25 protein-coding genes are annotated in these 22,145 nt (G+C 54.7%); 21 read left to right on the forward strand and 4 right to left on the reverse strand.

What is annotated here, in order from left to right; translation table 11 throughout:
• From MXF20_RS14105 to MXF20_RS14160, 12 genes are all read left to right on the forward strand, one after another.
• On the forward strand, window positions 1–422 hold a 422-nt coding region (locus MXF20_RS14105), incomplete at its 5' end, for a lytic transglycosylase domain-containing protein (RefSeq protein ID WP_325969899.1).
• Entirely contained in the window at window positions 422–988 is a 567-nt protein-coding gene (locus MXF20_RS14110; RefSeq protein ID WP_224481670.1) for a phage baseplate protein, read from the forward strand. The genes MXF20_RS14105 and MXF20_RS14110, both read left to right, overlap by 1 nt.
• A gap of 8 nt (window positions 989–996) precedes the next feature.
• Entirely contained in the window at window positions 997–1,302 is a 306-nt protein-coding gene (locus MXF20_RS14115) for a phage baseplate plug family protein (RefSeq protein ID WP_325969902.1), read from the forward strand.
• 2 nt (window positions 1,303–1,304) lie between these two features.
• A complete protein-coding gene (locus MXF20_RS14120; protein ID WP_325969904.1) occupies window positions 1,305–2,372 on the forward strand; it encodes a hypothetical protein in 1,068 nt (355 codons plus the stop codon).
• Entirely contained in the window at window positions 2,369–2,728 is a 360-nt protein-coding gene (locus MXF20_RS14125) for a hypothetical protein (RefSeq protein ID WP_325969906.1), read from the forward strand. Before MXF20_RS14120 ends, MXF20_RS14125 begins: the two co-directional genes overlap by 4 nt.
• A 101-nt stretch (window positions 2,729–2,829) precedes the next feature.
• Window positions 2,830–4,059 carry a GIY-YIG nuclease family protein gene (locus MXF20_RS14130; RefSeq protein ID WP_325969908.1) on the forward strand — a complete coding sequence of 410 codons (1,230 nt, stop codon included), beginning with the start codon at window positions 2,830–2,832 and terminating at the stop codon, window positions 4,057–4,059.
• 56 nt (window positions 4,060–4,115) lie between these two features.
• Window positions 4,116–4,868 (forward strand): Gp138 family membrane-puncturing spike protein, encoded by a 753-nt coding sequence (locus MXF20_RS14135; protein WP_325969910.1) that lies wholly within the window; start codon window positions 4,116–4,118, stop codon window positions 4,866–4,868.
• On the forward strand, window positions 4,868–5,221 hold the full coding sequence (locus MXF20_RS14140; RefSeq protein ID WP_325969912.1) for a hypothetical protein: 354 nt from the start codon (window positions 4,868–4,870) through the stop codon (window positions 5,219–5,221). The genes MXF20_RS14135 and MXF20_RS14140 overlap by 1 nt, the downstream gene beginning before the upstream one ends.
• The gene (locus tag MXF20_RS14145; RefSeq protein ID WP_325969913.1) at window positions 5,221–6,420 is read left to right on the forward strand and encodes a baseplate J/gp47 family protein; all 1,200 of its coding nucleotides are present in this window, start codon (window positions 5,221–5,223) and stop codon (window positions 6,418–6,420) included. Before MXF20_RS14140 ends, MXF20_RS14145 begins: the two co-directional genes overlap by 1 nt.
• Window positions 6,417–7,097, forward strand: coding sequence for a DUF2612 domain-containing protein (locus tag MXF20_RS14150; protein ID WP_325969915.1), 681 nt, complete (start codon window positions 6,417–6,419; stop codon window positions 7,095–7,097). Before MXF20_RS14145 ends, MXF20_RS14150 begins: the two co-directional genes overlap by 4 nt.
• The gene (locus MXF20_RS14155) at window positions 7,097–7,546 is read left to right on the forward strand and encodes a hypothetical protein (protein WP_418936856.1); all 450 of its coding nucleotides are present in this window, start codon (window positions 7,097–7,099) and stop codon (window positions 7,544–7,546) included. Before MXF20_RS14150 ends, MXF20_RS14155 begins: the two co-directional genes overlap by 1 nt.
• Before the next feature lie 477 nt (window positions 7,547–8,023).
• On the forward strand, window positions 8,024–8,425 hold the full coding sequence (locus tag MXF20_RS14160) for a tail fiber assembly protein (RefSeq protein WP_325969916.1): 402 nt from the start codon (window positions 8,024–8,026) through the stop codon (window positions 8,423–8,425).
• A 38-nt stretch (window positions 8,426–8,463) separates the two neighbouring features.
• Here the strand turns inward: MXF20_RS14160 and MXF20_RS14165 are convergent, their stop codons facing one another.
• The gene (locus MXF20_RS14165) at window positions 8,464–9,543 is read right to left on the reverse strand and encodes an acyltransferase (RefSeq protein ID WP_325969917.1); all 1,080 of its coding nucleotides are present in this window, start codon (window positions 9,541–9,543) and stop codon (window positions 8,464–8,466) included.
• A 553-nt stretch (window positions 9,544–10,096) separates the two neighbouring features.
• Here MXF20_RS14165 and MXF20_RS14170 point away from each other — a divergent pair.
• The 6 genes from MXF20_RS14170 (at window position 10,097) to tmaR (ending at window position 14,372) form a co-directional block, all read left to right on the forward strand.
• Complete coding sequence (locus MXF20_RS14170; protein ID WP_325969919.1) at window positions 10,097–10,336, forward strand: hypothetical protein; 240 nt, start codon at window positions 10,097–10,099, stop codon at window positions 10,334–10,336.
• A complete protein-coding gene (locus tag MXF20_RS14175) occupies window positions 10,336–10,656 on the forward strand; it encodes a phage repressor protein (protein ID WP_325969920.1) in 321 nt (106 codons plus the stop codon). The genes MXF20_RS14170 and MXF20_RS14175 overlap by 1 nt, the downstream gene beginning before the upstream one ends.
• 242 nt (window positions 10,657–10,898) lie before the next feature.
• Window positions 10,899–11,117 carry a hypothetical protein gene (locus tag MXF20_RS14180; protein ID WP_325969921.1) on the forward strand — a complete coding sequence of 73 codons (219 nt, stop codon included), beginning with the start codon at window positions 10,899–10,901 and terminating at the stop codon, window positions 11,115–11,117.
• Window positions 11,118–11,492: 375 nt separating this feature from the next.
• The gene (gene dacD / locus MXF20_RS14185) at window positions 11,493–12,659 is read left to right on the forward strand and encodes a serine-type D-Ala-D-Ala carboxypeptidase DacD (protein WP_325969922.1); all 1,167 of its coding nucleotides are present in this window, start codon (window positions 11,493–11,495) and stop codon (window positions 12,657–12,659) included.
• 162 nt (window positions 12,660–12,821) lie between these two features.
• Window positions 12,822–13,880, forward strand: a complete 1,059-nt coding sequence (locus MXF20_RS14190; protein ID WP_325969924.1) for an FUSC family protein — start codon at window positions 12,822–12,824, stop codon at window positions 13,878–13,880.
• Window positions 13,881–14,051: 171 nt separating this feature from the next.
• Window positions 14,052–14,372 carry a PTS system regulator TmaR gene (tmaR, locus tag MXF20_RS14195; protein WP_021509369.1) on the forward strand — a complete coding sequence of 107 codons (321 nt, stop codon included), beginning with the start codon at window positions 14,052–14,054 and terminating at the stop codon, window positions 14,370–14,372.
• A 43-nt stretch (window positions 14,373–14,415) separates the two neighbouring features.
• Here the strand turns inward: tmaR and MXF20_RS14200 are convergent, their stop codons facing one another.
• On the reverse strand, window positions 14,416–15,483 hold the full coding sequence (locus MXF20_RS14200) for a LacI family DNA-binding transcriptional regulator (protein ID WP_325969925.1): 1,068 nt from the start codon (window positions 15,481–15,483) through the stop codon (window positions 14,416–14,418).
• Between the two features lie 99 nt (window positions 15,484–15,582).
• Between MXF20_RS14200 and MXF20_RS14205 the strand changes: the two genes are divergently transcribed.
• Entirely contained in the window at window positions 15,583–16,353 is a 771-nt protein-coding gene (locus tag MXF20_RS14205; RefSeq protein WP_325969926.1) for a YdcF family protein, read from the forward strand.
• Window positions 16,354–16,565: 212 nt separating this feature from the next.
• On the opposite strand, the gene MXF20_RS14210 is transcribed toward MXF20_RS14205, so the two are convergent.
• Entirely contained in the window at window positions 16,566–17,477 is a 912-nt protein-coding gene (locus MXF20_RS14210) for a ketopantoate reductase family protein (protein ID WP_325969929.1), read from the reverse strand.
• Between the two features lie 211 nt (window positions 17,478–17,688).
• Between MXF20_RS14210 and fusA the strand changes: the two genes are divergently transcribed.
• Window positions 17,689–19,788 carry an elongation factor G gene (fusA, locus tag MXF20_RS14215; RefSeq protein WP_325969931.1) on the forward strand — a complete coding sequence of 700 codons (2,100 nt, stop codon included), beginning with the start codon at window positions 17,689–17,691 and terminating at the stop codon, window positions 19,786–19,788.
• A gap of 38 nt (window positions 19,789–19,826) precedes the next feature.
• Here fusA and MXF20_RS14220 read toward each other — a convergent pair whose 3' ends face one another.
• Entirely contained in the window at window positions 19,827–20,612 is a 786-nt protein-coding gene (locus tag MXF20_RS14220) for a phosphate/phosphite/phosphonate ABC transporter substrate-binding protein (protein WP_325969933.1), read from the reverse strand.
• Between the two features lie 356 nt (window positions 20,613–20,968).
• Between MXF20_RS14220 and MXF20_RS14225 the strand changes: the two genes are divergently transcribed.
• Window positions 20,969–21,991: an LLM class flavin-dependent oxidoreductase gene (locus MXF20_RS14225; RefSeq protein ID WP_325969935.1), complete on the forward strand. Its 1,023-nt coding sequence runs from the start codon at window positions 20,969–20,971 to the stop codon at window positions 21,989–21,991.
• Window positions 21,992–22,145: the final 154 nt, after the last annotated feature.

Below are 22,145 nucleotides of genomic sequence, written 5' to 3' on the forward strand. Positions count from 1 at the left end.
ATGCAATGTCAGGCGCTGGCGCTCAGGGGCTGTTTCAGCTGATGCCGGGAACGGCTAAAGATCTGGGGCTGCGTGGCAATGAATCGTTCGACCCGGTGAAGTCCGCCGGCGCTGCAGCCAAATATCTTAGTCAGCTTCTGAAAGCTAACGGCGGTGACCTGAGCAAAGCCCTTGCCTCTTACAACTGGGGCATAGGCAATGTCCAGAAGCACGGCATGGCATTAATGCCCGAGGAAACGCGCAATTACATCCCGCGTGTTCTGAGCAACATGCCTTCAGCTGGTGGCGCGCAGATCAGCCAGGAAACCAACATCAACATTTACGGCGTAAGCGACCCTGGCCAGGCTGGCAAGGCAGTTGCGGACCAGCAAACCTCAGTCAATTCACGCTTCAGTCAGGTGATGTCTACAGGGCCCCGATAATGGATATTCTCTCTACGCTATTTTCCCTGCAAAGCCGCAGGATAGGGATGATAGTGCCTGACGTGGTGATCACCGAAAAGCACAGCGACACGCTGGAAATCACAGAACATCCGGTGGAAGACAAAGCGCCGGTCGCTGACCACGCTTTCCGGCGCCCTTCGGATTTAGTGATGGAAGTTGGTTTTGCTGGCGGCGGCTCGCTGCTCGATTTACTGGATACATCATCAATCGGGGTTAGTCTTGGGCTGAGTCCGAAAGAGGTGTATCAGGAGCTTATCGACCTGCAGCGCAGCCGTGTGCCGTTCAGCGTCACGACCGGCAAGCGCATTTACAGCAATATGCTGATCCGCGTGCTCGATGTAACTACCGACAAAGCCACTGAGAACGTGCTTGCGGCCACGCTCACGCTGCGTGAGGTGTTGATCACCTCAACCCAGAGCATTGCTGTGGCTGACAAGGCAGATATGTCGCAGGGCGTCAGTACCTCAGCCGTGCAGAACGCCGGCGTTAAATCCACGGTACCGCAAAGCGAATCAATCCTTTCCAGGGTATCGAACCTGTTTTAGGGGGAATAATGCAGGCTAACGAGATACCTCTGTCGCCGGATAATCAGCAATTCACCACCGCGATTAACGGCGTTAATTACTCCATTCTGACGCTATGGCGGGATGACGCTGGCTGGATTATCGACTTGATGGACAGCAGCGGAAAAGCCATCGTAACGGGCATCCCGCTGGTGACCGGCGCGAATCTGCTGGCGCAGTTCGCCTACCTCAATCTCGGTTTTGGCCTGGCGGTGGTATGCGATGACCCGGCGCTGGATTACCCGACAAAAACTGATAACGGGATCCGCAGCCACCTGCTGGCGGTAACGGAGTAAGCATGTCACAGAACTGGATGCGCCACTTTGAGCTGCAGATCCTTTCAGAAAACGGGAAGGGCATCAGCCTGAGTGACTTCAAGGTGGTGTTTAACATCGCCCGGACAGATACGCGTTGGCCGCGTGTGGCGATGGTGCGGATCTATAATCTGTCGAAGGATACGGCTTCACGCATTCTGGGGCAGGAGTTCGCGAAGATAAAAATCATCGCGGGGTACGATGGCATCGCGCAGCCAGTGGATGCCAGTCAGGTTGGCGTTGTAAAAAACATCAATGCCGCCGAAGTTGGCCAGTCAAACGGCACAAATTTCGGTGAGATATTCAGCGGCGACATTCGCTTCACGATTACCGGGCGCGATAACCCCACTGATACGTGGGTGCTGATCCAGGCCATTGATGGGCACCAGGCGTTTATGAATGCCAGCGTGACCAAAACCCTGTCCGCTGGTTACACGGTTGCTGACGTGCACGCGGCTGCAATGGACAGTTTCAACCCATACGGAGTAACGCAGGGGATCACCGGCGATATGCCGGCCACAATATTCCCGCGCGGGCGCGTCATTTATCAGTCATCCCGCGACATCATGGATAATGTGGCGGCGCAGTGCGGCGCAACATGGCAGCTGGTCGCCGGACAGGCGCAGATGGTCCCAACTGAAAAGTATGTGCAGAGCGCCATTGTACTTAACAGCGACACCGGCCTGATCGGCATGCCGCAGCAAACAATGGGCGGCGGTGTAAATGTGCGCTGTCTGATAAACCCGAATATTCAGCTCAAAGGGCTGGTGCAAATCGACCAGGCGTCGGTTTACCGCGCCAGCCTTTCAGCCGATGAGGTGAAGTCCCTTCCCAGCCGGGCCAGCGAAACCAATACAAACGGCAATTTCTCGGTGAACGGAACACTGCAACAGCCCGCAAGTATTGCGGCTGACGGCGTGTATATCGTATCGGCTATAGATTATACTGGCGATACCAGAGGTCAGCCGTGGTACATGGATTTAATGTGTATCGCTCGAGGTTCTGCTGATCTTCAATCGACTAGTGTGTTGAACAGGAGTGCTGGAGTGTGAAAGGAAAAGCCTTATTCGCATTTTCAATGTTAATGATATCGGCAGTTGCAGTTTCTGATGATCAGGCTAAGCCATTAATGAAGTGCGGTCCCTTCACTCTGTCATCCAGTTACGATGGGTTTATGCATATCAATAATGTTCGACCACAAAGTCAGAAATTCAGGTTCCTTGGTGCTAAGGACGACTATAACAACCTTAGCTATCAGTGGATGGTACAGCGCAGCGACGCCCCCGGCTGGTTCGGCATTGACTATGTTAAGCGCAACGGAAAGGCCATCCTGAATGTTGAAGCGATTCGCAGCAACATGGATCAGCCTCGAGTGTTTGGATCTTATGACTGTGTGAAAATTAAATAGTCTCAAACTCATATCATCAGCTTTCGTTAACATTTCGTGGCTACCTTGGAGAAGACCATGTTATATTTCTGAGCGAATAAACAACAACTTTGGGGCATTAAATGGACGGAATCTACCTGATACTTATCATATTTGGCGCTGGGGCTTTATGCGCTTCATTTGCTACATACAAATTTTTAAGCAAAAAGAATGATGAAAAGTTAAGAAAGCTTGAACTTGAAGCTAAAAAGATAATCAACGAAACCATCGATGAGAAAGATGAAGCCATTGAACGATATAAAAATCGCGATGTTCTTCGAGATGCTGAGCATGGAAAGCTTTTGGCTGAACTTAATAAAACGATTGAGTTCCACAAGGACAGAAGCAAGTCAATTCTGAATAAGGCTGTGGATTTCGCATTCGATTTCGAAAAGATATTTAAAGACCAGCACCAAAACGCTCAAGCTGAAATTCAGCGAGTACTTGATGACACCTATCGTTTCAAAAAGAAAGTGTTGCTTAGTTCTATATCTTTAAAGAATTTTGAGCGAAAGCTGGAAGATATTAAGAAAGAGACTTTTATCTATCAATCATTAATTGCTAAGTATGATTATTTCGAACTTATTGATAACTCCGATTGGGATTCGGTAGAAAATGAATTTCGCGATAAGGTTTTAGACCTGCAGGCGGCGCAGGATGAACGCGAAGCTCAAAATGAGATAAAACGCCAGATGCGTGAAGAGCGCCAAAGGGCTGAAGAGCTAGAGCGTCAGCAGTTAGAGGCTGAAGAAAAAGAGATGGAGTTAGAAGCACGCAGGAAGGCAGTAGAGGAAGCCTTATTGGCTGCTGACGAAGATCATCGCCTTGAACTTGAAGAAACGCGCCGCAAGCTTGAGCAGGAGATTGAGGAAGTGCATAAACAATATGAGCGCGCCAAGTCTATGGCCCAAATGACAAAGCAAGGTCACGTTTATGTTATTTCTAACATTGGATCTTTTGGTGAAAATGTATTTAAAATTGGCATGACTCGCCGTTTAGAACCGCATGACCGCGTCAGCGAGTTAAGTGGTGCAAGCGTTCCATTTGAGTTTGATGTGCATGCAATGATTAGCTGTGATGACGCTCCAGCCTTAGAAGCTAAACTACATAATTTACTTGGCGGTGACCGCATCAATAAAGTAAATCTGCGCAAGGAATTTTTTAGAACCGATATTAATAAAATCATTAAATGCGTTGAGGAAAACCATGGAAAAGTCGATTATGTGGCTGACCCAGCGGCTCTTCAATATTACCGTTCAATGGAAATAACTGACGCACAGTACTCTGAAGGCGAGCGATCATTCGCTCCCTAAAGCCCTAATCAAAAATTAAACCCGCTTCGGCGGGTTTTTTATTGCCTGGAGAAAACATGTCGGTATCACCACAATCGCTGGCCGGTGGCGAACAGCAAGCCATGAAGGTGCTGTCAGACACCATCTTCTCCATGCTGCGCGTTTCGCTGCCTGGCATAATCGAATCCTTTGACCCCATCGCATGCACCTGTACCGTTCAGCCGGCGCTGAAGGGCCAGAACGCCGACGAACTGGGCAACATGAAATCAGCGCCGCTTCCGCTGCTGGTGGATGTGCCAGTGGTTTTCCCACGTGGCGGTGGCTGCACCATCACGTTCCCCGTGAAAGCGGGAGATGAATGTCTGGTAGTTTTCTCCGATCGCTGCATCGACTTCTGGTGGCAAAGCGGCGGCGTGCAGGAGACTGTTGATCCGCGCCAGCACGATTTATCAGACGCCTTCGCAATAGTTGGGCCGCAATCTCAGGCTAACGTCATCAGCAACATCAGCACCACCACGCTGCAGATGCGTACCGATGACGGCTTTGCTTATATCGAGCTGGACCCGAATAGCCACGCCATAAACATTGTAGCGCCGGGCGGATTAGACGTGAAAGCGCCGCTGTCAGAGTTTAGTAACGCGGTCAAAGTGAATGGCCTGTTTACGTGGCTGGGCGGCATGGTAGGCAGTCTGGCAACCGGAACTGCGGCGAAGATTACCGGCGCTATCCAGTTCATCGGCACGCTCACTTCCAATGGCAAAGACATCAGCGATGGCCACACGCATAAGGGTGTGCAGAAAGGGAATGATAATACAGGCGGGGTGAACTGATGCGATACAGACGCGAAGATGACGACGGTGATTACACCTTCGGGCAGGGTGATGATACCTGGCTGATTAACTCGCCTGAAGCAGTGGCGCAGGCGGTTAAAACACGATTTCTGCTCTGGTATGGGCAATGGTTTCTCGATACCACTGCTGGCACACCGTGGATTCAGTCGGTGCTTGGCAAGCAAAAACCTGAGGCCTATAACCTCGCCATTCGCCAGCGCATCCTTGAGACGCAGGGCGTCAATTCCATCCTGGCTTTCAATACCGACCTGAATACCACCACTCGCCGCGTAATTTTTACTGCGACGATCGACACCATCTACGGAACGACGACCGTTACAAGCGAGGCATAATGGCTCTTGATCTCGACACGCTGGGGCTCTCCGCTACGGTGACCGCCTCAGGGATTAGTGCGCCTGATTACCAGACGATACTTTCCACCATCACCAGTTACTTTCAGCAGATTTACGGTACCGACTCCTACCTCGATCCGGACAGCAAAGACGGACAGATGGTAGCCCTGGTGGCGCTGGCTATCAACGATGCCAACAATACTGCAGTTCAGGTTTACAACTCGTTTTCTCCCTCAACGGCAATGTCTGATGCCCTGACGCGCAACGTGAAAATTAACGGCATCTCGCGCAAAGAGGCCACCAACTCTACTGTTGACCTGACGCTAACCGGAACAGCAGGAACCACCATCACAAATGGTTCGGTTAAAGACGCCAACGGCATTATCTGGAACCTTCCACCAAGCGTCACAATTGATACAGGTAGCTCAGTCATTGCTACGGCTACCTGTGCTACTTCTGGCGCTGTAGCGGCGGTGATTGGCTCGGTGAACCAAATTAACACGCCAACGCGGGGATGGGCATCAGTCACTAACTCCAGCGCGGCCACTGTTGGTACCGCTGTTGAAAAGGATTCAGATCTGCGCATCCGTCAGGGTCAGAGCGTGGCGCTGCCATCACTGACACCCTTCGATGCATTGGATGGCGCGCTGGCGAACGTTGATGGCGTGACGCGGCACAAGCTGTATGAGAACGATACCGGCGCGGTTGATTCAAATGGTCTGCCGGCACACTCCATCTCTGCGGTCGTCGACGGCGGTGATGCGACGGTCATTGCACAGACAATACGCGGTAAGAAGGGGCAGGGCGTCTCCACCTACGGCACCACCTCAGTGACGGTAGCCGACACTTACGGTAATCCACACGTCATAAGCTTTTACCGCTCCACTGACGTGCCGATTTATATCGCGTTGTCGCTGAATGTTTTCACTGGCTACACAACGCAGATTGGCGAGCAGATCAAGCAGGCGATCGCTGACTACATCAACAGCCTACTGATTGGTGATGACGTGCTTCTGAGTCGTGTTTACTCACCGGCCAACCTCGGTGTTGTCAGCGGAGGTAATGCGAAGTATTACGACATTTCGTCGCTGCAGATTGGCAAAAGCTCGGGTGCTGTGGCGGCGGCCAACGTCGATATTGCTTTCAACGAATCAGCATCCTGCAGTACCGCCAACATAATGCTGACGGTGACCTCATGAGCAAATACACCGAACTGATCACCAACTATCACGCTGGTAAATCCCGGTTCGTCGCACATGTTGACCTCTCAACTCGGCCACTTACAGATGCTTCAACTGCGCTTCAGGGGCTGGTTACTGCCTTTGACATCGACAGCGCCGTTGGTGCGCAACTGGATATTCTCGGAGAGTGGATCGGGCGAACGCGCATCGTCAGACAGCCTATCAGCGGCGTCTACTTCTCGTTTGATACGGACGGCCTCGGATGGGATCAGGGCATATGGCAAGGGCCGTATGACCCTGATGCTGGTTATACCAGCCTTAGCGATGACACCTACCGCATCGTGCTGAAGGCGAAAATAGCGATCAACAACTGGAACGGGCAAAACGATACGCTGCCGCCAATCCTTGAGGCCGCACTGGAAGGTTCAGGCCTGAAAATGCAGATCGTCGATAACCTGGACATGACCATCTCTGTGTGGGTGTTTCCGGAAGAAGACATCAGCCAGGTCTCGCTGGAACTCATCGCTGCCATTCGGCAGGGATATCTCACCGTTAAAGCTGCCGGCGTCTGGGCTGGCGACATTCAGACACCTTCAATTGAAACCCCATCTGTCGGTAACCGTTTTTTTGGCTTCGACATGGACAACGAATACATCGCCGGATTTGATGATGGCGCTTGGGAGAAAACACTGTAATGGCTACTAATAACTTCAAGGCCTTTGGCATTGGTGCAGGCGCTAACGTGACCAGCCAGGCTGATTATGAGGCGCTGGCCGCGTTGCTGACCGGATTTCAGTCGGGCAAGGCATCATCTGCACAGATCAACAAAGCATTGCGGCAAAGTACGGTGATGGCGTATGTCCTTGCACAATTCATCTCAGATTCAGCCAGCGTTGATGTGTTGGATAATGGAAACCCGGCAACCATTTTGGCAAACCTCAAAGGAAGTATGACTGCGCTGACTCCGGGCCGATTACTTAATGTTAGGGTTTTCTCAGCATCAACCCCTTACATAAAAACTCCAGGCACAAGAAAAACCAGATGGCGTGTAATTGGTGCTGGCGGTGGCGGTGGTGGAGCAGCTGCAACCGGATCAGGCCAGTTTTCCGCAGGGGGGGGGTGGGCTTGCTGGTTCTTATGCTGAGACGCCGCTTATTGACCCTCCTGCTGACAACACGGCTATTACAGTCGGGGCCAAAGGCAAAGGCGGTGCTACAGGCGCTAATACTGGAACAGCCGGCGGGGCAACATCTGTTGGAAGCATAATCAGTGCGCCAGGCGGAGGTGGGGGAGTAGGTGGTGCTGCATCAGCTTATAGCAACATTGTTGCTCAGATAGGAAGCCCCACAAATGCACCTTCCGGAAGTGTATTGTTTTATTCCCGCGGAGCTCCGGCGGCAAGTGTTACAGGCTTTTCAACCGGGCTGATCAAAGGTGGAGATGGTGGTGCATCGTTCTTTGGAATCGGTGGCGCAGGTGGGCAGAGCGTAACATCGTCATCTCCCTCACCCGCAATGAATTATGGCTCTGGTGGTGGTGGTGCTGCGCTGGGGCAGAATGGCTCTGCAGTCGCCGGCGCTGATGGAGCAGATGGATTAGTTATTGTTGAGGAATATGCATAATGGCTGCGTACGCAATTGTTGACCAAAATGGAAACGTCATCAATACGGTAGTATGGGATGGCGAAAATGACTGGGTGCCACCAGAGGGAACCACTGTAATAGCTGCAGGTGATAGTGGTGCTGGTATTGGCTGGACCTATAAGAACGGTGAATTTATTTCTCCACCAATACCAGTCATCCCAAAAGAAGAACTGGTAAACCAAGCCAATCAGCAGAAAAGCGTTTTGCTTTCCGAGGCGAATACATACACCCAGCCATGGCAAACTCAGTTGATGCTGGGGATTATCACGGAAACTGATAAGGAATTATTGACTACATGGATGAAGTACTACCAGCAGGTTCAGGCGGTTGATACATCTACAGTTCCTGATATCACATGGCCGGACAAGCCAGTTAATTAATATTTGTTAAATATGAATGGGCCTTCTTGGCCCATTGCTTATTTTGTATATTTTACTCGCATCCCCATGAATGGCTTCTCAATCATATAAAAAGTGAAGAATGAGATGGCTACGATTATAGGTATCCTTACCGCTGATTCAGCGAGTGAGCCGCTGACCGTTGTTGCATTACTAAATCCAATAACGCTGTTAACCATGCGACCTAGTGGAAGGTGAAGCAGGTACATAGAGAAGCTGGTCATCCCCAGGTATGAAAGCGCAGTATTTATAGGCTTTATATCTGGTAAAGAAGCATTCAGGTAACACACTGCAACCAATCCCCAGCAAATAGCCTCTACAGTAAATGACCATGTGCTGTATCCAACAGTGGTTTTGTTGAAGGTAAACAGGTAGGTGAGAGCAGCTAATGACAAGACGAAAACAGGAATTAGGATTGCCCAGTTGGAAAGCTTTTTGAAATATCCACTTTGATATGCACATCCGAATGCCATACCGATCGCAAACTGATCCAAGCGCCCAACCATTGTGTGGTACATATTGTAATAAATATCGCCACCTTTAATTGTTGCAACATTGAAACGTGTCGCAAGCATCAGGATAACGATACCGATTAAATATTTCGGACCGTATTTATTCAAAAACATCGCAAGGAATGGGAATATCAGATAGAACTGGAATTCAACAGCGATTGTCCATATTGGGCCTGATGGGAAAAATTCATGCCCCCAACCAGTGTAGGAGTTGCCGGTGTTTAGCTGAAGGGTAATTATTCTAAATATATCCATTGGTGATGATTGCTGGCGGCTACAGCATATAACAATAAACACCAGGAATATCATTAGTGGAAAAATGCGCAAGATACGGTTATACAGGTATCCACTGTAACGTATTTGCTTTTCTCCACAATTAGATATCAGGCAGAAAAGAAATCCAGTAAGAACCAGGAAAAATGACACCCCGCTTGAGCCGTTTTCCATCCACAGTCGGGCAAATGCATTGGCGGAATAAGTTCCATCCCAATTTATATTACCTCTGAAGTGATGAATCATGAGCATTACGGCAGCAAAAAACCTTAGATGGTCTATCCGATCCATATAACTAATGTTGAGTGATTTCAATTTTTCATCCTAAAAGAAGCGCAAACCCATGCTTGAAGCCGCCGTGAATCACAAGGTGCTTCCAAAATATTATGGATTTATTGTTGATCTCTTTACGATTTGGTGGAAGAGGTTCGTTGCTTAATTGTGTAAGAAAATTCTCATGATGAGGTCTGTGCATCGCTATAGGTAGCTAATAACTATGTGTTATCTTTTCCTTTGCTAATCTTCTTTCTAATACTGAACTCATTCAATAACCTTATGGTCACACCCGCAACATCCAACCAGAAATACACGCGGTTGTCCCATTGATATGACTTAAAAACCAATATGTTAGCTAAAAGTAATAATCCAAAAAATCCTAATGAAAACTGTCATTTAAAGAGCGCCTGACGATATCCTTACGTTTATCTTACAAAGATAACATCATGACCTATTGGCGTTAAGAACAATCTCAACCAACTAAATTCCCTTTCCGCCAATCCCTTCCCAACCTATCTGCACATTCCACTTGATCAGCTTCTCCTTACAAATAATGCTGTTCATATATACAGTATGACTAGGGCTGTGCGCCATGCCCCGCGATTACGAAATCAAACCAGCCTTCATCCGCGCCATCAGGCTCGATGCTGCTGGACGCAAGGTGATCACCACATCAGCCTTCCGCACCGCGCTGTACCAGGCGCATCACGACTGGTCAATTGAACGATGCAATGAGTGGATAGTCCGCAATCAGGGCGGCTTCATGGACATCACTGAGGGTGACGGTGCAGATCGGAATTACACGCCCCGCAACATGGGGACGATTCGCTAATGGGCTTCGTATCTCCAGCAACTGACTACATCGAAGAGCGCATTAATCTCAACCGGATATTCGTACCGAATCCGGGCAAAACATTCCGCATCGAAACCGCCACCGGCTTCATGCTGGTTGATGGCGCAGCAAAGGTTAGGCCAGGCGATTTGGTTGCATTCCAGATGGAAGGCAATCCCATGCTCGGGAAGTGGTACCCGAAGCACCTGATGACGGAAGACGGCTTGATTGAGAGTGAGCAACTGGAGGATGTGATTGTGCTGGGTGCGGTGACAGTGGAAGTGCTGACACTGGATGAAAATTGGCGGCCGACCATATAAAAATAAAAGCCCGGTACTGGTGGCAGGCCGGGCTGGCACAATCCTATGCCTAACATTTCCAATGAACTGATGGTCAACATCACAGGGAATTGAAGTGACAATTAAATATTAGGCTGGCACCGGGGAAACGCTAGCGAAGCGGTGATTCATCTTTTCATTACCCGATAGCCAGACAATGATGACAGACAGTGCGATCGTGATTCCTCATCATGGCCTGCTAACCAAAAGCAAAGGAATGCTGCATGTCTTCCAACCTGTCCGAACTCAATCGATACATTCACCTGACGCGCTCATACATCCTTTACATGGATGAGGTTCTGATGAGCAGAGCGCCAGCAATTGACCGGGAGTTAGCTAGGGTTATTCGGGTGCAACTGATACCGGTATTGCGATTGTTAAGGGATGAGCAGCGTCGATTAATTTTAAAGGGGCATAAAAATCTTTTCGTGTCTCAGCGGTAATGACCCTAGGTGAGAAGTGGCGTACAACGATCTAAAGCAGATGTTAAAACTGTCACTGCGTACCAAAATGAGTACCAAAAAAAACGGATCAAGTAAAATAGTGAATTAAATCAGTTGTTAGCCCACCCATTCTCGTAATCGTGGAACAGAAAAGTGAACTCAGAGGCGGGCACGGCGTTATCCTGGCTATGGAAAATCAACGCACAGAATAGTCGTCAGCCCGGTACAGCACAACCTCGATCGCCATCGCTGCGAGCGGGCGCGCAGCATTTGTCCGCGGTTCATACTTTTTTTCAATTTATTCAGATATCAAAGCGCTATTTGCCGTAAAACGTGCGGCGGTAAATTCATTTATTTGATGTTGAGGAAGAAGTGTTGAAAAGGCGTCTGTTGGTAACTGTATCTGGAATGATTGTTTGGGCATCGCTGGCGCACGCGGATGACAGCATGCCGTTTCCCCTGACGCCGCCGGCCGTGGATGCCGCATCGTGGGTGCTGATGGACGCCACCACCGGGCAGATCCTCACCGCGGGCAATCCGGACGCGGAGCGCAACCCGGCCAGCCTGACCAAACTGATGACCGGTTATGTCGTCGACCGCGCGGTCGATCAGAAAAAAATCACCCGCGACAATGTGGTGACGGTGGGTAAAGATGCGTGGGCCGCCGGCAATCCGGTGTTTAAAGGCTCGTCGCTGATGTTCCTCAAGCCGGGCGATAAAGTCACCGTGCGCGACCTGATGCGCGGCGTGATCATCGATTCCGGCAACGACGCCTGCGTGGCACTGGCCGATTATGTGGCGGGCAGCCAGGAGAGCTTCGTCAACATGATGAACAGCTACGTGCAGAAGCTCGGCCTGACGCACACCCACTTCGAAACCGTGCACGGTCTCGATGCGCCGGGGCAGCACACCACCGCGCGCGATCTGGCGGTGCTGTCGCGCGCCATCATCAACGGTGAGCAGGATTTCTACGCCATGTACAGCGAGAAAACCCTCAGCTTCAACGGCATTACCCAGAACAACCGCAACGGCCTGCTGTGGGATCAGAATCTGCACGTCGACGGCATGAAAACCGGCCACACCGAGAGCGCCGGGTTTAACATCGTCGCCTCGAACATCGTCGGCCGCCATCGTCTGATTGCGGTGATCATGGGCGGGAAAAGTTCGAAGGGACGTGAAGAGCAGGCGCGTAAACTGCTGGTGTGGGGACAGAACAACTTCGACACCGTGCAGCTGTTCCACGCCGGGAAAAAGATCGGCAGCGAAAACGTCTGGTACGGCAACCCGCATAAAGTGGACGTCGGCACCACTCAGGATATCTTCCTGTCACTGCCGCGCAGCGAAGTGTCGAACGTGATGGCGAAGTACGTCATCGATCGTAAAGACCTTGAAGCGCCACTCAAAGCCGGTGAGCAGGTGGGTGAAATTCAGGTGCTGGATAAAGACAAGCAGCTGGCCAGCTATCCGCTGTACGCGCTGCAGTCGGTCGATGAAGCAGGCATCATCACGCGCATCAGCGATTACGTGAAACAGAAACTGTAATCCGTCGGACAATAAGCAACCGCTGCGTTACATCCTTGTGTGCACTGAGAAAACAGGATGTAGCGCAGTTGTATTATTGCGCAAAAAGTTGCGCCAGACCCTCAATGTTCGTGCCGCGCCAGGGTAACATAGCGCGCAAATTTTTATCGCACCCGGACCACCATGTTACGCGCTGACAAGCCCATCTCTCCGATTGAGTTCTGGTTTTACCGCCACTACCGCGCCGTGCACGGCGTACGTATCGCTATCGCCTTTGTGCTGTGCTTTCTGTTTGTCCGTCTGACCGATATTCCGGAAGGCACCTGGCCGCTGATTACGCTGGTGGTGGTGATGGGACCGATCTCCACCTGGGGCAACGTGTTACCGCGCGTGGTGCAGCGCATCAGCGGTACTTTTGCCGGGCTGTTATCGGGGCTGATTGCGCTGAAGCTGGAGCTGCTGTCACTGCCGCTGATGCTGGTGTGGTGCTTTATCGTGATGATCGTCTGCGGCTACCTGACGCTGGGCAAACACCCCTACATGGCGCTGCTGATCGGCATCACGCTCGGCGTGGTAGTCGGCGCGCCGGCCGGCGACTTCACCGTGGCGCTGTGGCGCGGCGGCGATGTGATTCTTGGTTCGCTGATGGCCTTGCTGTTCAGCGCCATCTGGGCGCAGCGCGCCTATACCCACTGGCGCATTCAGCTGTCGGACGCCTTTATCAACATGGCGAAGATTCATCACGCCGGCTTTTCTGCCAATCTGGTGGAGAAGCCACGCCTCAATCCCCGCTTCCAGAAACTGCTTACCAGCGTGATCAAAATGCGCGCGCTGCTGGAGCCGGCGAGCAAGGAGACGCGCATTCCCAAATCGGTGTTTGAAGCCATTCAGACCATTAACCGTAATATGGTTAACACCATGCAGATGCAGATTGAAGCCTGGTGGGCGTCGCGCGAAAGCCATCTGATCCTGCTCAATGCGCCGACGCTGCGCCGCACGCAGCAGATGACCGAGAACACCCTGAACGCGCTGGCGGCGCTGATGGTGAAAGGCGAGACCGAACAGGTGATTGCCAACAGCCACGAGCTGGAAGCCATCACTCAGGAGCTGGAAGCGCTGATCGCCAACGGCAGCGCGCGGCTGGAGACCACGGCGATTTACGGTTACGTCTGGCTGAGTCTGGAGCAGGCGCGCCAGCTGGAGCGCATGACTGACCTGGTGCGTCTGGCGCTGCGCAAATAGTTTTCTCAGGCAATGACTTAGTGCGAATTGCCCTTTCTTTGCGCTAAGATAAGTGCCAGTCCGAATTTAGCGGTGAAAATTGCGAACCCGGCTTATAAGCCGCTAAGCTAAATGTCTTCCCGGTTTATGACTATTTCGCCTGCCGCGGCAGGCCACAAGAAAGGTGCCAACATGGAAAATGCCAAGCAATCATTTCAGGACGTACTGGAGTTTGTGCGTATGTTTCGTCGTAAAAACAAACTGCAGCGCGAAATTACGGACAACGAAAAGAAAATCCGTGATAACCAGAAACGTGTGTTGCTGCTGGACAACCTGAGCGAGTACATCAAACCTGGTATGAGCGTGGAAGCGATTCAGGAAATCATCGCCAGCATGCGCGTGGATTATGAAGATCGCGTGGATGAGTACATCATCAAAAACGCCGATCTGTCGAAAGAGCGTCGCGAACTGTCGAAAAAGCTCAAAGCGATGGGCGAACCAAAAGGGCAGTAAGCCTCACCGGCCTGATACCCGCGTTTTGCTTCAGGGTCGCCATTTATGGCGACCTTTTTAATGCCCGCGCCAGCTGCTGTAACTGCTGCGCAATCTCCGCCACATCCATTTGCTGCTGCAACGGCGCTGCCGTGGTGGCGCGCAACACCAGCTCGGTCTCCAGCGGCTGACTCTCCGGCGTGTCACCCTCCAGCTGCGCCAGCAGACGATCGACGCTCACTGTGCCCAACTGCTGTAAATCCTGCCGTACCGTGGTCAGCGGTGGCTGATACCACGCGCTCTCGGCCGTGTCGTCGTAACCGATGATCGATATCTCCGCCGGAATCCGTACGCCATGCTGATGCAGCGCGCGCATCGCGCCCAGCGCCATCTGGTCGTTAGCTACCAGCAGCGCCTGCGGCAGCTGGTCGGGCAGCCGGGTCAGCAGCGCCTGATAGCCGGACGCCGCGCTCCAGTCACCGCTCAGCACACAGACCGGCGCAAGATGATGGCGCGCCAGCGCCTGCTGCCAGGCAGTAAAACGCGCCCGCGCCGATGCAGAGCTGGCAGGGCCGTTCAGCACGCCGATCTGCCGATGGCCGAGTGCCACCAGATGATCCACTGCCTGCTGCGCACCGCTGGCGCTCTGATACTGACACTGCGCCACGGCCGCGCTACGCTCCACATCCAGAAACAGCGTCGGTTTGCTGCCGCACTGCTGCTGAATCTGCGCTGCCTGCGCGGCATCCAGCGGCAGGTTGATCAGCAGGGCATCGACGCGCTGCGCCAGCAGTTCATGCACCGTATCCTGCGCGTGGCTGGTGGCATTGGCCATGGCGATCACCAGATGATAGCCCTGCGCCGCCGCGCGCTGCTGAATCGCCGAGGCGATCTGCGCGGGTGCCATCAGCGCCAGATCGCTGGTCGCCAGACCGAGCGTGCGCGTGGCCTTGCCGGCCAGCTGCTGTGCGACCCGGTTTGGCACGTAGCTGAGCTGCTGCATCGCCGCTTCCACCCGCGCGCGGGTGCGCGGTGACACCTGCGCCGAATGGTTGAGCACCCGGGAAACCGTTTGATAGGAGACGCCAGCCAGCCGGGCGACATCGTCAAGCGTTACGGAACGCGCTGTCATTGATCCCTCCTGATGAGAATGCGGCGAGTGTAGCAAATTTTTCCCTGCCGTCGCGGTATTAAGGCGTTACACTGCCAGTGATAACGCAAGGAGAAAGTGATGCAGCTCAATGACCATCAAATTCAGGATATCAACACTATCGCTGCCTGGCTGGCGCTTGATCACCTGCCAAAGGACGGCACGCTGGAGGTCGATTTAGTCATTCTTGCCGGGCATGCGGTACTGCCGAACGTCGAAGCGGCGATTGCGCTGGCAAAAAAATACCAGCTGCCCTTGCTGATCAGCGGCGGCATTGGTCACTCCACCCGGCTGCTGGCCGCGATGATTGCCAGCCATCCTCTGTATCGTCAGATCGACACCGCCGGCAAGGGCGAAGCGCAGCTGCTGGGCGAGATGGCGCGCGTGTTCGCGGAGCTGCCTGACGATCAGCTGCTGCTGGAAACCGCCTCACGCAACTGTGGCGAAAACGCCGCCCTGAGCCAGCGCCTGCTGGATGAGCAGCAGTGGCAGCCGCAGCGCGTGCTGCTGGTGCAGGATCCGTTGATGCAGCGTCGCAGCTGGGAAACCTTCCGCTGGCAGTGGCGCGATCGCGAAAACGCGCCGGAGTTCATTAGCTGGCCGGTGTTTGTGCCGCAGGTGATGATGGATGCGGGCATGCTGCGCATCGTCGGCGCGCCGCCGCAGGGTTTGTGGTCAGTGGAGCGTTTTCTGTCGCTGCTGATGGGCGAAGTGCAGCGCCTGCGTGACGACGCCAGCGGCTACGGCCCGAACGGCAAGGGGTTCTTCGGCCACGTTGATGTACCCGACGCGGTCGAAGCCGGCTGGCAGCGCCTGATGCAGCTGCCCGGCGTGCAGTCGCGGCTGGGTTAAGTCGTCACCAGAAGCACATGTGATTGGGTAAAGCAGATATTGCACGACCCGTAGCGGCGCAATTTATTGCGCAACCGGCCGCGATGCGATCCGGCAAATTGCGCGATAAATCGCGCCGCTACGGTTTGTGCGACTGGCTGGTGCCGCAATAACATGGCGCACAAATCACAGGGGGCGCATTCATGCGCACCTGGCGCCAGGCACCGGACTTATCACCGCGTCTGCAAATACACCTGCAAATTCACATACACCGCGTTCAGCAGCGGCGTGGCCACCGCATGGCGTGCGCCGCGCACCAGCAAATCGCCGATGATCTGATCGGCTTCGATATCGTAGCCCTGAGTTAAATCGCGGTACATGGATGAAGTCATCGCGGCCTCAGGATTGTTCAGCGTCTCATAAATCTTCGCCGTCACTGCCGGGCGCGGCTGGTAACCGTCAGCGGTGATCACCGCCAGCACTTCGGCGAAAATGCCCTGCAGCAGCGCTTCACCACCGGCCGAACGCAGGATGTGCTGCGTGTTGCCGCGCGCCAGACAACACACCGCACCCAGCGTGCTGAGCAGCAGCCACTTCTCCCACAGCTCACTGATAATGTTATCGGCAAACACGCTGTCAAACTGCGCGTCACGCAGCGCGGCATCCACGCGCTGCAGGCGGGCATCGTTGTTGCCGTCCAGCGCGCCGTAGTAAAGCACGTGCAGCGGCGACAGCTGCATCACTTCGCCGTGCTCGCCCAGCGTGGCGTGAATCTTACACAGCCCGCCGATCACCTTGTCACCGAAGCGTGCGCGCAGCGTATCAATATGGCGCATGCCATTGAGGATCGGCATGATCAGCGTCTGCGGCCCGACTGCCGGGGCGATGTCCTCGATCGCCTGTTCCAGCGCGAAGCTTTTCACCGTCATCATAATCAAATCGTAATGACCGCTCAGCGTCGTGGCCAGCGCCAGCTGCGGCTGCAGCACCGTACTGCCTTCCGGTGTTTTCAGCACCAGGCCGGTTTGCTGCAGCTGCTGCTGGCGGCGCTCTCGCACCAGAAAGGTCACATCACGTCCGGCCTGCGCCAGGCGTGCGCCGAAATAGCCGCCGGTGGCGCCGGCTCCCACAATCAGAATGCGCATAGACTGTTTTCCCGTTGAGCATGAAAGCCTTACCTTAAAGCGCGGCGTGCCAGTGCGCCACTCCGCAAATGCGGAAAACAGCGACAATCTGCATGATGAGCAAAAAAAGCTCAAACTGTTCGTATTCATTCGTACAATGGGTCTATGCTGGGGCACAGCGGCGGGCAATGGTGCCTGCCGGTTTTTCAGGTCAACAGACTAAGGACGCATCATGCCCCGACCCCTCCCCATCGAACGTTATCGCAACATCGGCATCTCCGCGCACATCGATGCCGGTAAAACCACCACCACTGAGCGCATCCTGTTTTACACCGGAATGAGCCACAAGCTGGGTGAAGTGCACGATGGCGCGGCAACCACCGACTGGATGGCGCAGGAGCAGGAGCGCGGCATTACCATCACCTCGGCGGCGGTCAGCTGCTACTGGCCGGGCATGGACGGCAGTTTTACGCCGCACCGTATCAACATCATTGATACTCCCGGACACGTTGACTTCACCATTGAAGTGGAGCGCTCAATGCGCGTGCTGGATGGCGCTGTGATGGTGTACGACGCGGTCGGTGGCGTTCAGCCGCAGTCAGAAACCGTGTGGCGGCAGGCGAATAAATACCACGTGCCGCGCATTGCGTTCGTCAACAAGATGGACCGTCAGGGCGCGGACTTTTTCCGCGTGGTGCAGATGATGAAAGATCGCCTGCAGGCGCATCCGGTGCCGATTGTCATTCCTGTTGGCGCTGAAGAGCAGTTCAGCGGTGTCATCGACCTCAACAAAATGCGCGCCATCTACTGGGACGATGCCAGCCAGGGCATGAGCTTTAGCTATGCGCCGATTCCGGACGCACTACAGGCGCAGGCGGCGGAGTGGCGGGAAAACATGGTGGCAGCAGCGGCAGAAGCCAGCGAAGCGCTGATGGATCGCTATCTGGAGCAGGGCGATCTCAGTGAAGACGAGGTGATTGCCGGACTGCGGCAGCGCACGCTGGCGGGCGAAATCCAGCCGATGCTGTGCGGCAGCGCGTTCAAAAACAAAGGGGTGCAGCGCATGCTTGATGCGGTCATCGAACTGATGCCTTCACCGCTCGACGTGCCGCCGGTCGCCGGCATCAACGAGCGCGGCGAACACGACGAACGCCATGCTGACGATGAGGAACCTTTCTCGGCGCTGGCGTTCAAGCTGATGAGCGATCCTTACGTCGGTCAGCTGACCTTTGTGCGCGTCTATTCTGGCGTGCTGCGCAAGGGTGACAGCGTGTGGAACGCGGTGAAAGGGCGTAAAGAGCGCATCGGCCGCATCGTGCAGATGCAGGCTAACGATCGCATCGAGATTGATGAGATCCGCGCCGGCGATATTGCCGCCTGCGTCGGGCTGAAAGAGGTCACCACCGGCGAAACGCTGTGCGATCCTAATGCGGTGATCACGCTGGAGCGCATGGAGTTTCCCGATCCGGTGATTTCGCTGTCGATTGAGCCAAAGACCAAAGGCGATCAGGAAAAAATGGGACTGGCGCTGCAGCGGCTGGCGGCAGAGGATCCGTCGTTCCGGCTGCACACCGATGAGGAGTCCGGCCAGACCATTATCTCCGGCATGGGCGAACTGCATCTGGAGATCATCGTCGACCGTCTGAAACGCGAGTTCGGCGTGGAAGCCAATATTGGCCGGCCGCAGGTAACCTACCGCGAAACCATCCGCAAAACGGTGCGCGAGGTGGAAGGGAAATTTGTGCGGCAGTCGGGCGGTAAGGGCCAGTATGGTCACGTGGTGCTGACGCTGGAGCCGCAGGCGGCCGGAAGCGGTTTCGCCTTTGAAGACGCAACCAAAGGCGGCGTGGTGCCGCGCGAATTCATTCCTTCGGTGGAGAAGGGCATTCGCGAAGCGCTCAACAGCGGCGTGCTGGCCGGTTATCCGGTGGTCGACATCAAAGCCACGCTGACGTTTGGCTCATATCATGACGTCGACTCGTCGGAGATGGCGTTCCGCATGGCGGCGATCTTTGGCTTCAAAGCGGCTGCTAAGCAGGCCGATCCGGTGATACTGGAGCCGGTGATGCAGGTGGAAGTGGAGACGCCGGAAGAGTATGCCGGCGGCGTGATGGGCGATTTGTCGTCCCGTCGCGGCACGCTGCAGGGCATGGACGAGCGTTTCGGCGCGCGCATTATCCGTGCTGAAGTGCCGCTGGCCGAAATGTTTGGCTACGCCACCACGCTACGTTCGATGTCTCAGGGCCGCGCCACGTACAGCATGGAGTTTGCCCACTACGCCGAAGCACCGCGTAATGTCGCGGAGACGATTATTGCGGCACGCGCGCAGTAAGTCCGCTGGCGGCAGGGACGCCGCCGGTTCGTGCTTTATTACAGCGCCGTCACGCCCAGCGCGGCGGCGTCATCCTCCCAGCGTTTAACCTCATCAAACCAGTCGCGCTGCGGCACCGAAAAGCCCGCCAGCAGATTGGCCTGCATCACATCCTTGTAGTCGTCCACATTGGCCAGTTCAAACAGTGCGCTGCGCAGTTTTTCCAGCAGCAGGCTGTCGGTTTTCGCCGAGGTAATCAGCGGCAGCGCGGCACACAGCGGGGTTTCACCGATAATGGCTAAGCCCTGCAGCTCCTGCGGCCGGTATGTGCGCAGCAGCGCCCAGGTGATGCAATCAATGGCGGCGAGGTCGGCCTGTCCGGCGCGCAGCGCGGCCAGCGACTGGCGGTGGCTGCCGCTGAACCGGGTACTGGCAAAGAATTTGCCGTTCTGCGCCAGCGGCGCGACTACGTAGCGCAGCGCATTGTATCCGGAGTGCGAGTCATCGCTGTTACATACTGCGCGGCGGCCGCGGAAATCGGCGAGGCTCAGGTTCTCATCCTCAAGGCGCGCCACCAGCCAGCTGCGATAGCGCAGGTCATGACAGCCTGCCGCATTGGACTGAAAGGTGCCGACCAGCTGCACATCAGGCAGCAGCGCCACCAGCGGATAACCGCAGGTCTGGCTCAGCAGCAGGTTGTCATCACGCCAGTGCGGCAGCAGGTCGTCGTGCCATTGCACCTCAGCCTGCACGCCGCGCTTCGCCAGCAGCCGCGTCAGCACTGAAGTCATGGCCAGTGTGCTCGGGTGGTCGATGTCGTACATCGGAAAAGAGATGATGTGCATGCTGTGCGTCCTTGTGGTGTCCCGGATGGGCGTTAACCTCGATCGGCAGGCGCCAGCCGCACCTGCTCCCTTCATCGTAACCGGCAACGTAAAAATCCTGCTGACGCGGAGAGTCGCCGCCGCGCCAGAACAAACAGACTTTACGCAGACCGTACCAGGGTAAACCGGGCAGATCGTGATGTACAGCATGATCATTGAGATTCCGGCACGGCGATGCAGGATTGGATTGTGCAAAAAAGTTGAAGAAGCGCGCGAAAACTATTGGCTATCAGTCCTCTTCGCACAGGCGTAACCTAATCTCATCGAATTCTGATTGATGACGCCGGTGCCGTTCTGGCCCGCGAGGAGCATTTAGCATGAAAAAAATTGGCTTTTTATCTTTCGGTCACTGGACCCCGTCACCGCACTCGGCCACCCGTTCCGCGCAGGATGTGCTGCTGCAGTCGATTGACCTGGCGGTCGCCGCTGAAGAACTGGGCGCTGACGGTGCCTATTTCCGCGTACACCATTTTGCCCGCCAGCTGAGCTCACCGTTTCCGCTGCTGGCGGCCGTCGGTGCCAAAACCAGCCGCATCGAGATCGGTACCGGTGTGATCGACATGCGCTATGAAAATCCGCTGTACATGGCGGAAGACGCCGGTGCCGCGGACCTGATCGCCAACGGCCGTTTGCAGCTCGGCCTGAGCCGTGGTTCGCCGGAGCAGGTGATTGAAGGCTACCGCTACTTTGGCTTTGATCCGCGCGAAGGGGAAACCGACGCAGATATGGGACGTCGTCACACCGAAGAGCTGCTGGAAGTGCTGCGCGGCGAAGGGTTTGCTAAACCGAATCCGCAGCCGATGTTCCCGAATCCACCGGGGCTGCTGCGCCTGGAGCCCTATTCCGAAGGGCTGCGCGAGCGCATCTGGTGGGGTTCCGGCTCCAACGCCACGTCGATCTGGGCGGCCCAGCTGGGGATGAATCTGCAAAGCTCAACGCTGAAAGATGATGAAACCGGCGAGCCGTTCCATGTGCAGCAGGCGAAGCAGATTCGTGCCTACAAAGAAGCCTGGCAGGCGGCAGGGCATCAGCGTGCGCCGCGCGTGTCGGTCAGCCGCAGCATTTTTGCCCTGATGAACGACACCGACCGCGCCTACTTCGGTCGCGGCGGACAGGAGCAGGATTCCGTCGGGTTCCTCGACGAGAAAACCCGCGCCATCTTTGGTCGTAGCTATGCCGCAGAGCCGGAGCAGCTGATCAAACAGCTGGCGCAGGATGAAGCGATTGCAGAAGCCGATACGCTGTTGCTGACTATCCCTAATCAGCTTGGCGTGGATTACTGTGCGCATGTGATCGACAGCATTCTCACCCACGTCGCGCCAGAACTCGGCTGGCGTTAAGCGACAGTGCGCAGGGAAGCGCACAACCATTGCGCGATAAATCGCGCCGCGACCAGGTGCGCATCAATGCGCACCCTACGAAATTCAGCAAAGGCTTTGACCCGTTTTAGATTCTGTAGGGTCGCCATTGATGGCGACCAACTATTGCGCGATA

The sequence above is a fragment of the Pantoea dispersa genome (assembly GCF_035783935.1).
In the GTDB taxonomy this organism is placed as follows: domain Bacteria; phylum Pseudomonadota; class Gammaproteobacteria; order Enterobacterales; family Enterobacteriaceae; genus Pantoea; species Pantoea dispersa_C.

What these genes read in the sequence shown, in the direction of transcription:
- MXF20_RS14225 (WP_325969935.1), top strand. Translation starts at nt 20,969, where the DNA reads ATGAAAAAAATTGGCTTTTTATCTTTCGGTCACTGGACCCCGTCACCG.
- MXF20_RS14110 (WP_224481670.1), top strand. Translation starts at nt 422, where the DNA reads ATGGATATTCTCTCTACGCTATTTTCCCTGCAAAGCCGCAGGATAGGG.
- MXF20_RS14170 (WP_325969919.1), top strand. Translation starts at nt 10,097, where the DNA reads ATGCCCCGCGATTACGAAATCAAACCAGCCTTCATCCGCGCCATCAGG.
- MXF20_RS14130 (WP_325969908.1), top strand. Translation starts at nt 2,830, where the DNA reads ATGGACGGAATCTACCTGATACTTATCATATTTGGCGCTGGGGCTTTA.
- MXF20_RS14200 (WP_325969925.1), bottom strand. Translation starts at nt 15,483, where the DNA reads ATGACAGCGCGTTCCGTAACGCTTGACGATGTCGCCCGGCTGGCTGGC.
- MXF20_RS14180 (WP_325969921.1), top strand. Translation starts at nt 10,899, where the DNA reads ATGTCTTCCAACCTGTCCGAACTCAATCGATACATTCACCTGACGCGC.
- MXF20_RS14145 (WP_325969913.1), top strand. Translation starts at nt 5,221, where the DNA reads ATGGCTCTTGATCTCGACACGCTGGGGCTCTCCGCTACGGTGACCGCC.
- MXF20_RS14150 (WP_325969915.1), top strand. Translation starts at nt 6,417, where the DNA reads ATGAGCAAATACACCGAACTGATCACCAACTATCACGCTGGTAAATCC.
- MXF20_RS14120 (WP_325969904.1), top strand. Translation starts at nt 1,305, where the DNA reads ATGTCACAGAACTGGATGCGCCACTTTGAGCTGCAGATCCTTTCAGAA.
- MXF20_RS14220 (WP_325969933.1), bottom strand. Translation starts at nt 20,612, where the DNA reads ATGCACATCATCTCTTTTCCGATGTACGACATCGACCACCCGAGCACA.
- MXF20_RS14160 (WP_325969916.1), top strand. Translation starts at nt 8,024, where the DNA reads ATGGCTGCGTACGCAATTGTTGACCAAAATGGAAACGTCATCAATACG.
- MXF20_RS14115 (WP_325969902.1), top strand. Translation starts at nt 997, where the DNA reads ATGCAGGCTAACGAGATACCTCTGTCGCCGGATAATCAGCAATTCACC.
- MXF20_RS14135 (WP_325969910.1), top strand. Translation starts at nt 4,116, where the DNA reads ATGTCGGTATCACCACAATCGCTGGCCGGTGGCGAACAGCAAGCCATG.
- MXF20_RS14210 (WP_325969929.1), bottom strand. Translation starts at nt 17,477, where the DNA reads ATGCGCATTCTGATTGTGGGAGCCGGCGCCACCGGCGGCTATTTCGGC.
- tmaR (WP_021509369.1), top strand. Translation starts at nt 14,052, where the DNA reads ATGGAAAATGCCAAGCAATCATTTCAGGACGTACTGGAGTTTGTGCGT.
- fusA (WP_325969931.1), top strand. Translation starts at nt 17,689, where the DNA reads ATGCCCCGACCCCTCCCCATCGAACGTTATCGCAACATCGGCATCTCC.
- MXF20_RS14175 (WP_325969920.1), top strand. Translation starts at nt 10,336, where the DNA reads ATGGGCTTCGTATCTCCAGCAACTGACTACATCGAAGAGCGCATTAAT.
- MXF20_RS14140 (WP_325969912.1), top strand. Translation starts at nt 4,868, where the DNA reads ATGCGATACAGACGCGAAGATGACGACGGTGATTACACCTTCGGGCAG.
- MXF20_RS14205 (WP_325969926.1), top strand. Translation starts at nt 15,583, where the DNA reads ATGCAGCTCAATGACCATCAAATTCAGGATATCAACACTATCGCTGCC.
- MXF20_RS14190 (WP_325969924.1), top strand. Translation starts at nt 12,822, where the DNA reads ATGTTACGCGCTGACAAGCCCATCTCTCCGATTGAGTTCTGGTTTTAC.
- MXF20_RS14155 (WP_418936856.1), top strand. Translation starts at nt 7,097, where the DNA reads ATGGCTACTAATAACTTCAAGGCCTTTGGCATTGGTGCAGGCGCTAAC.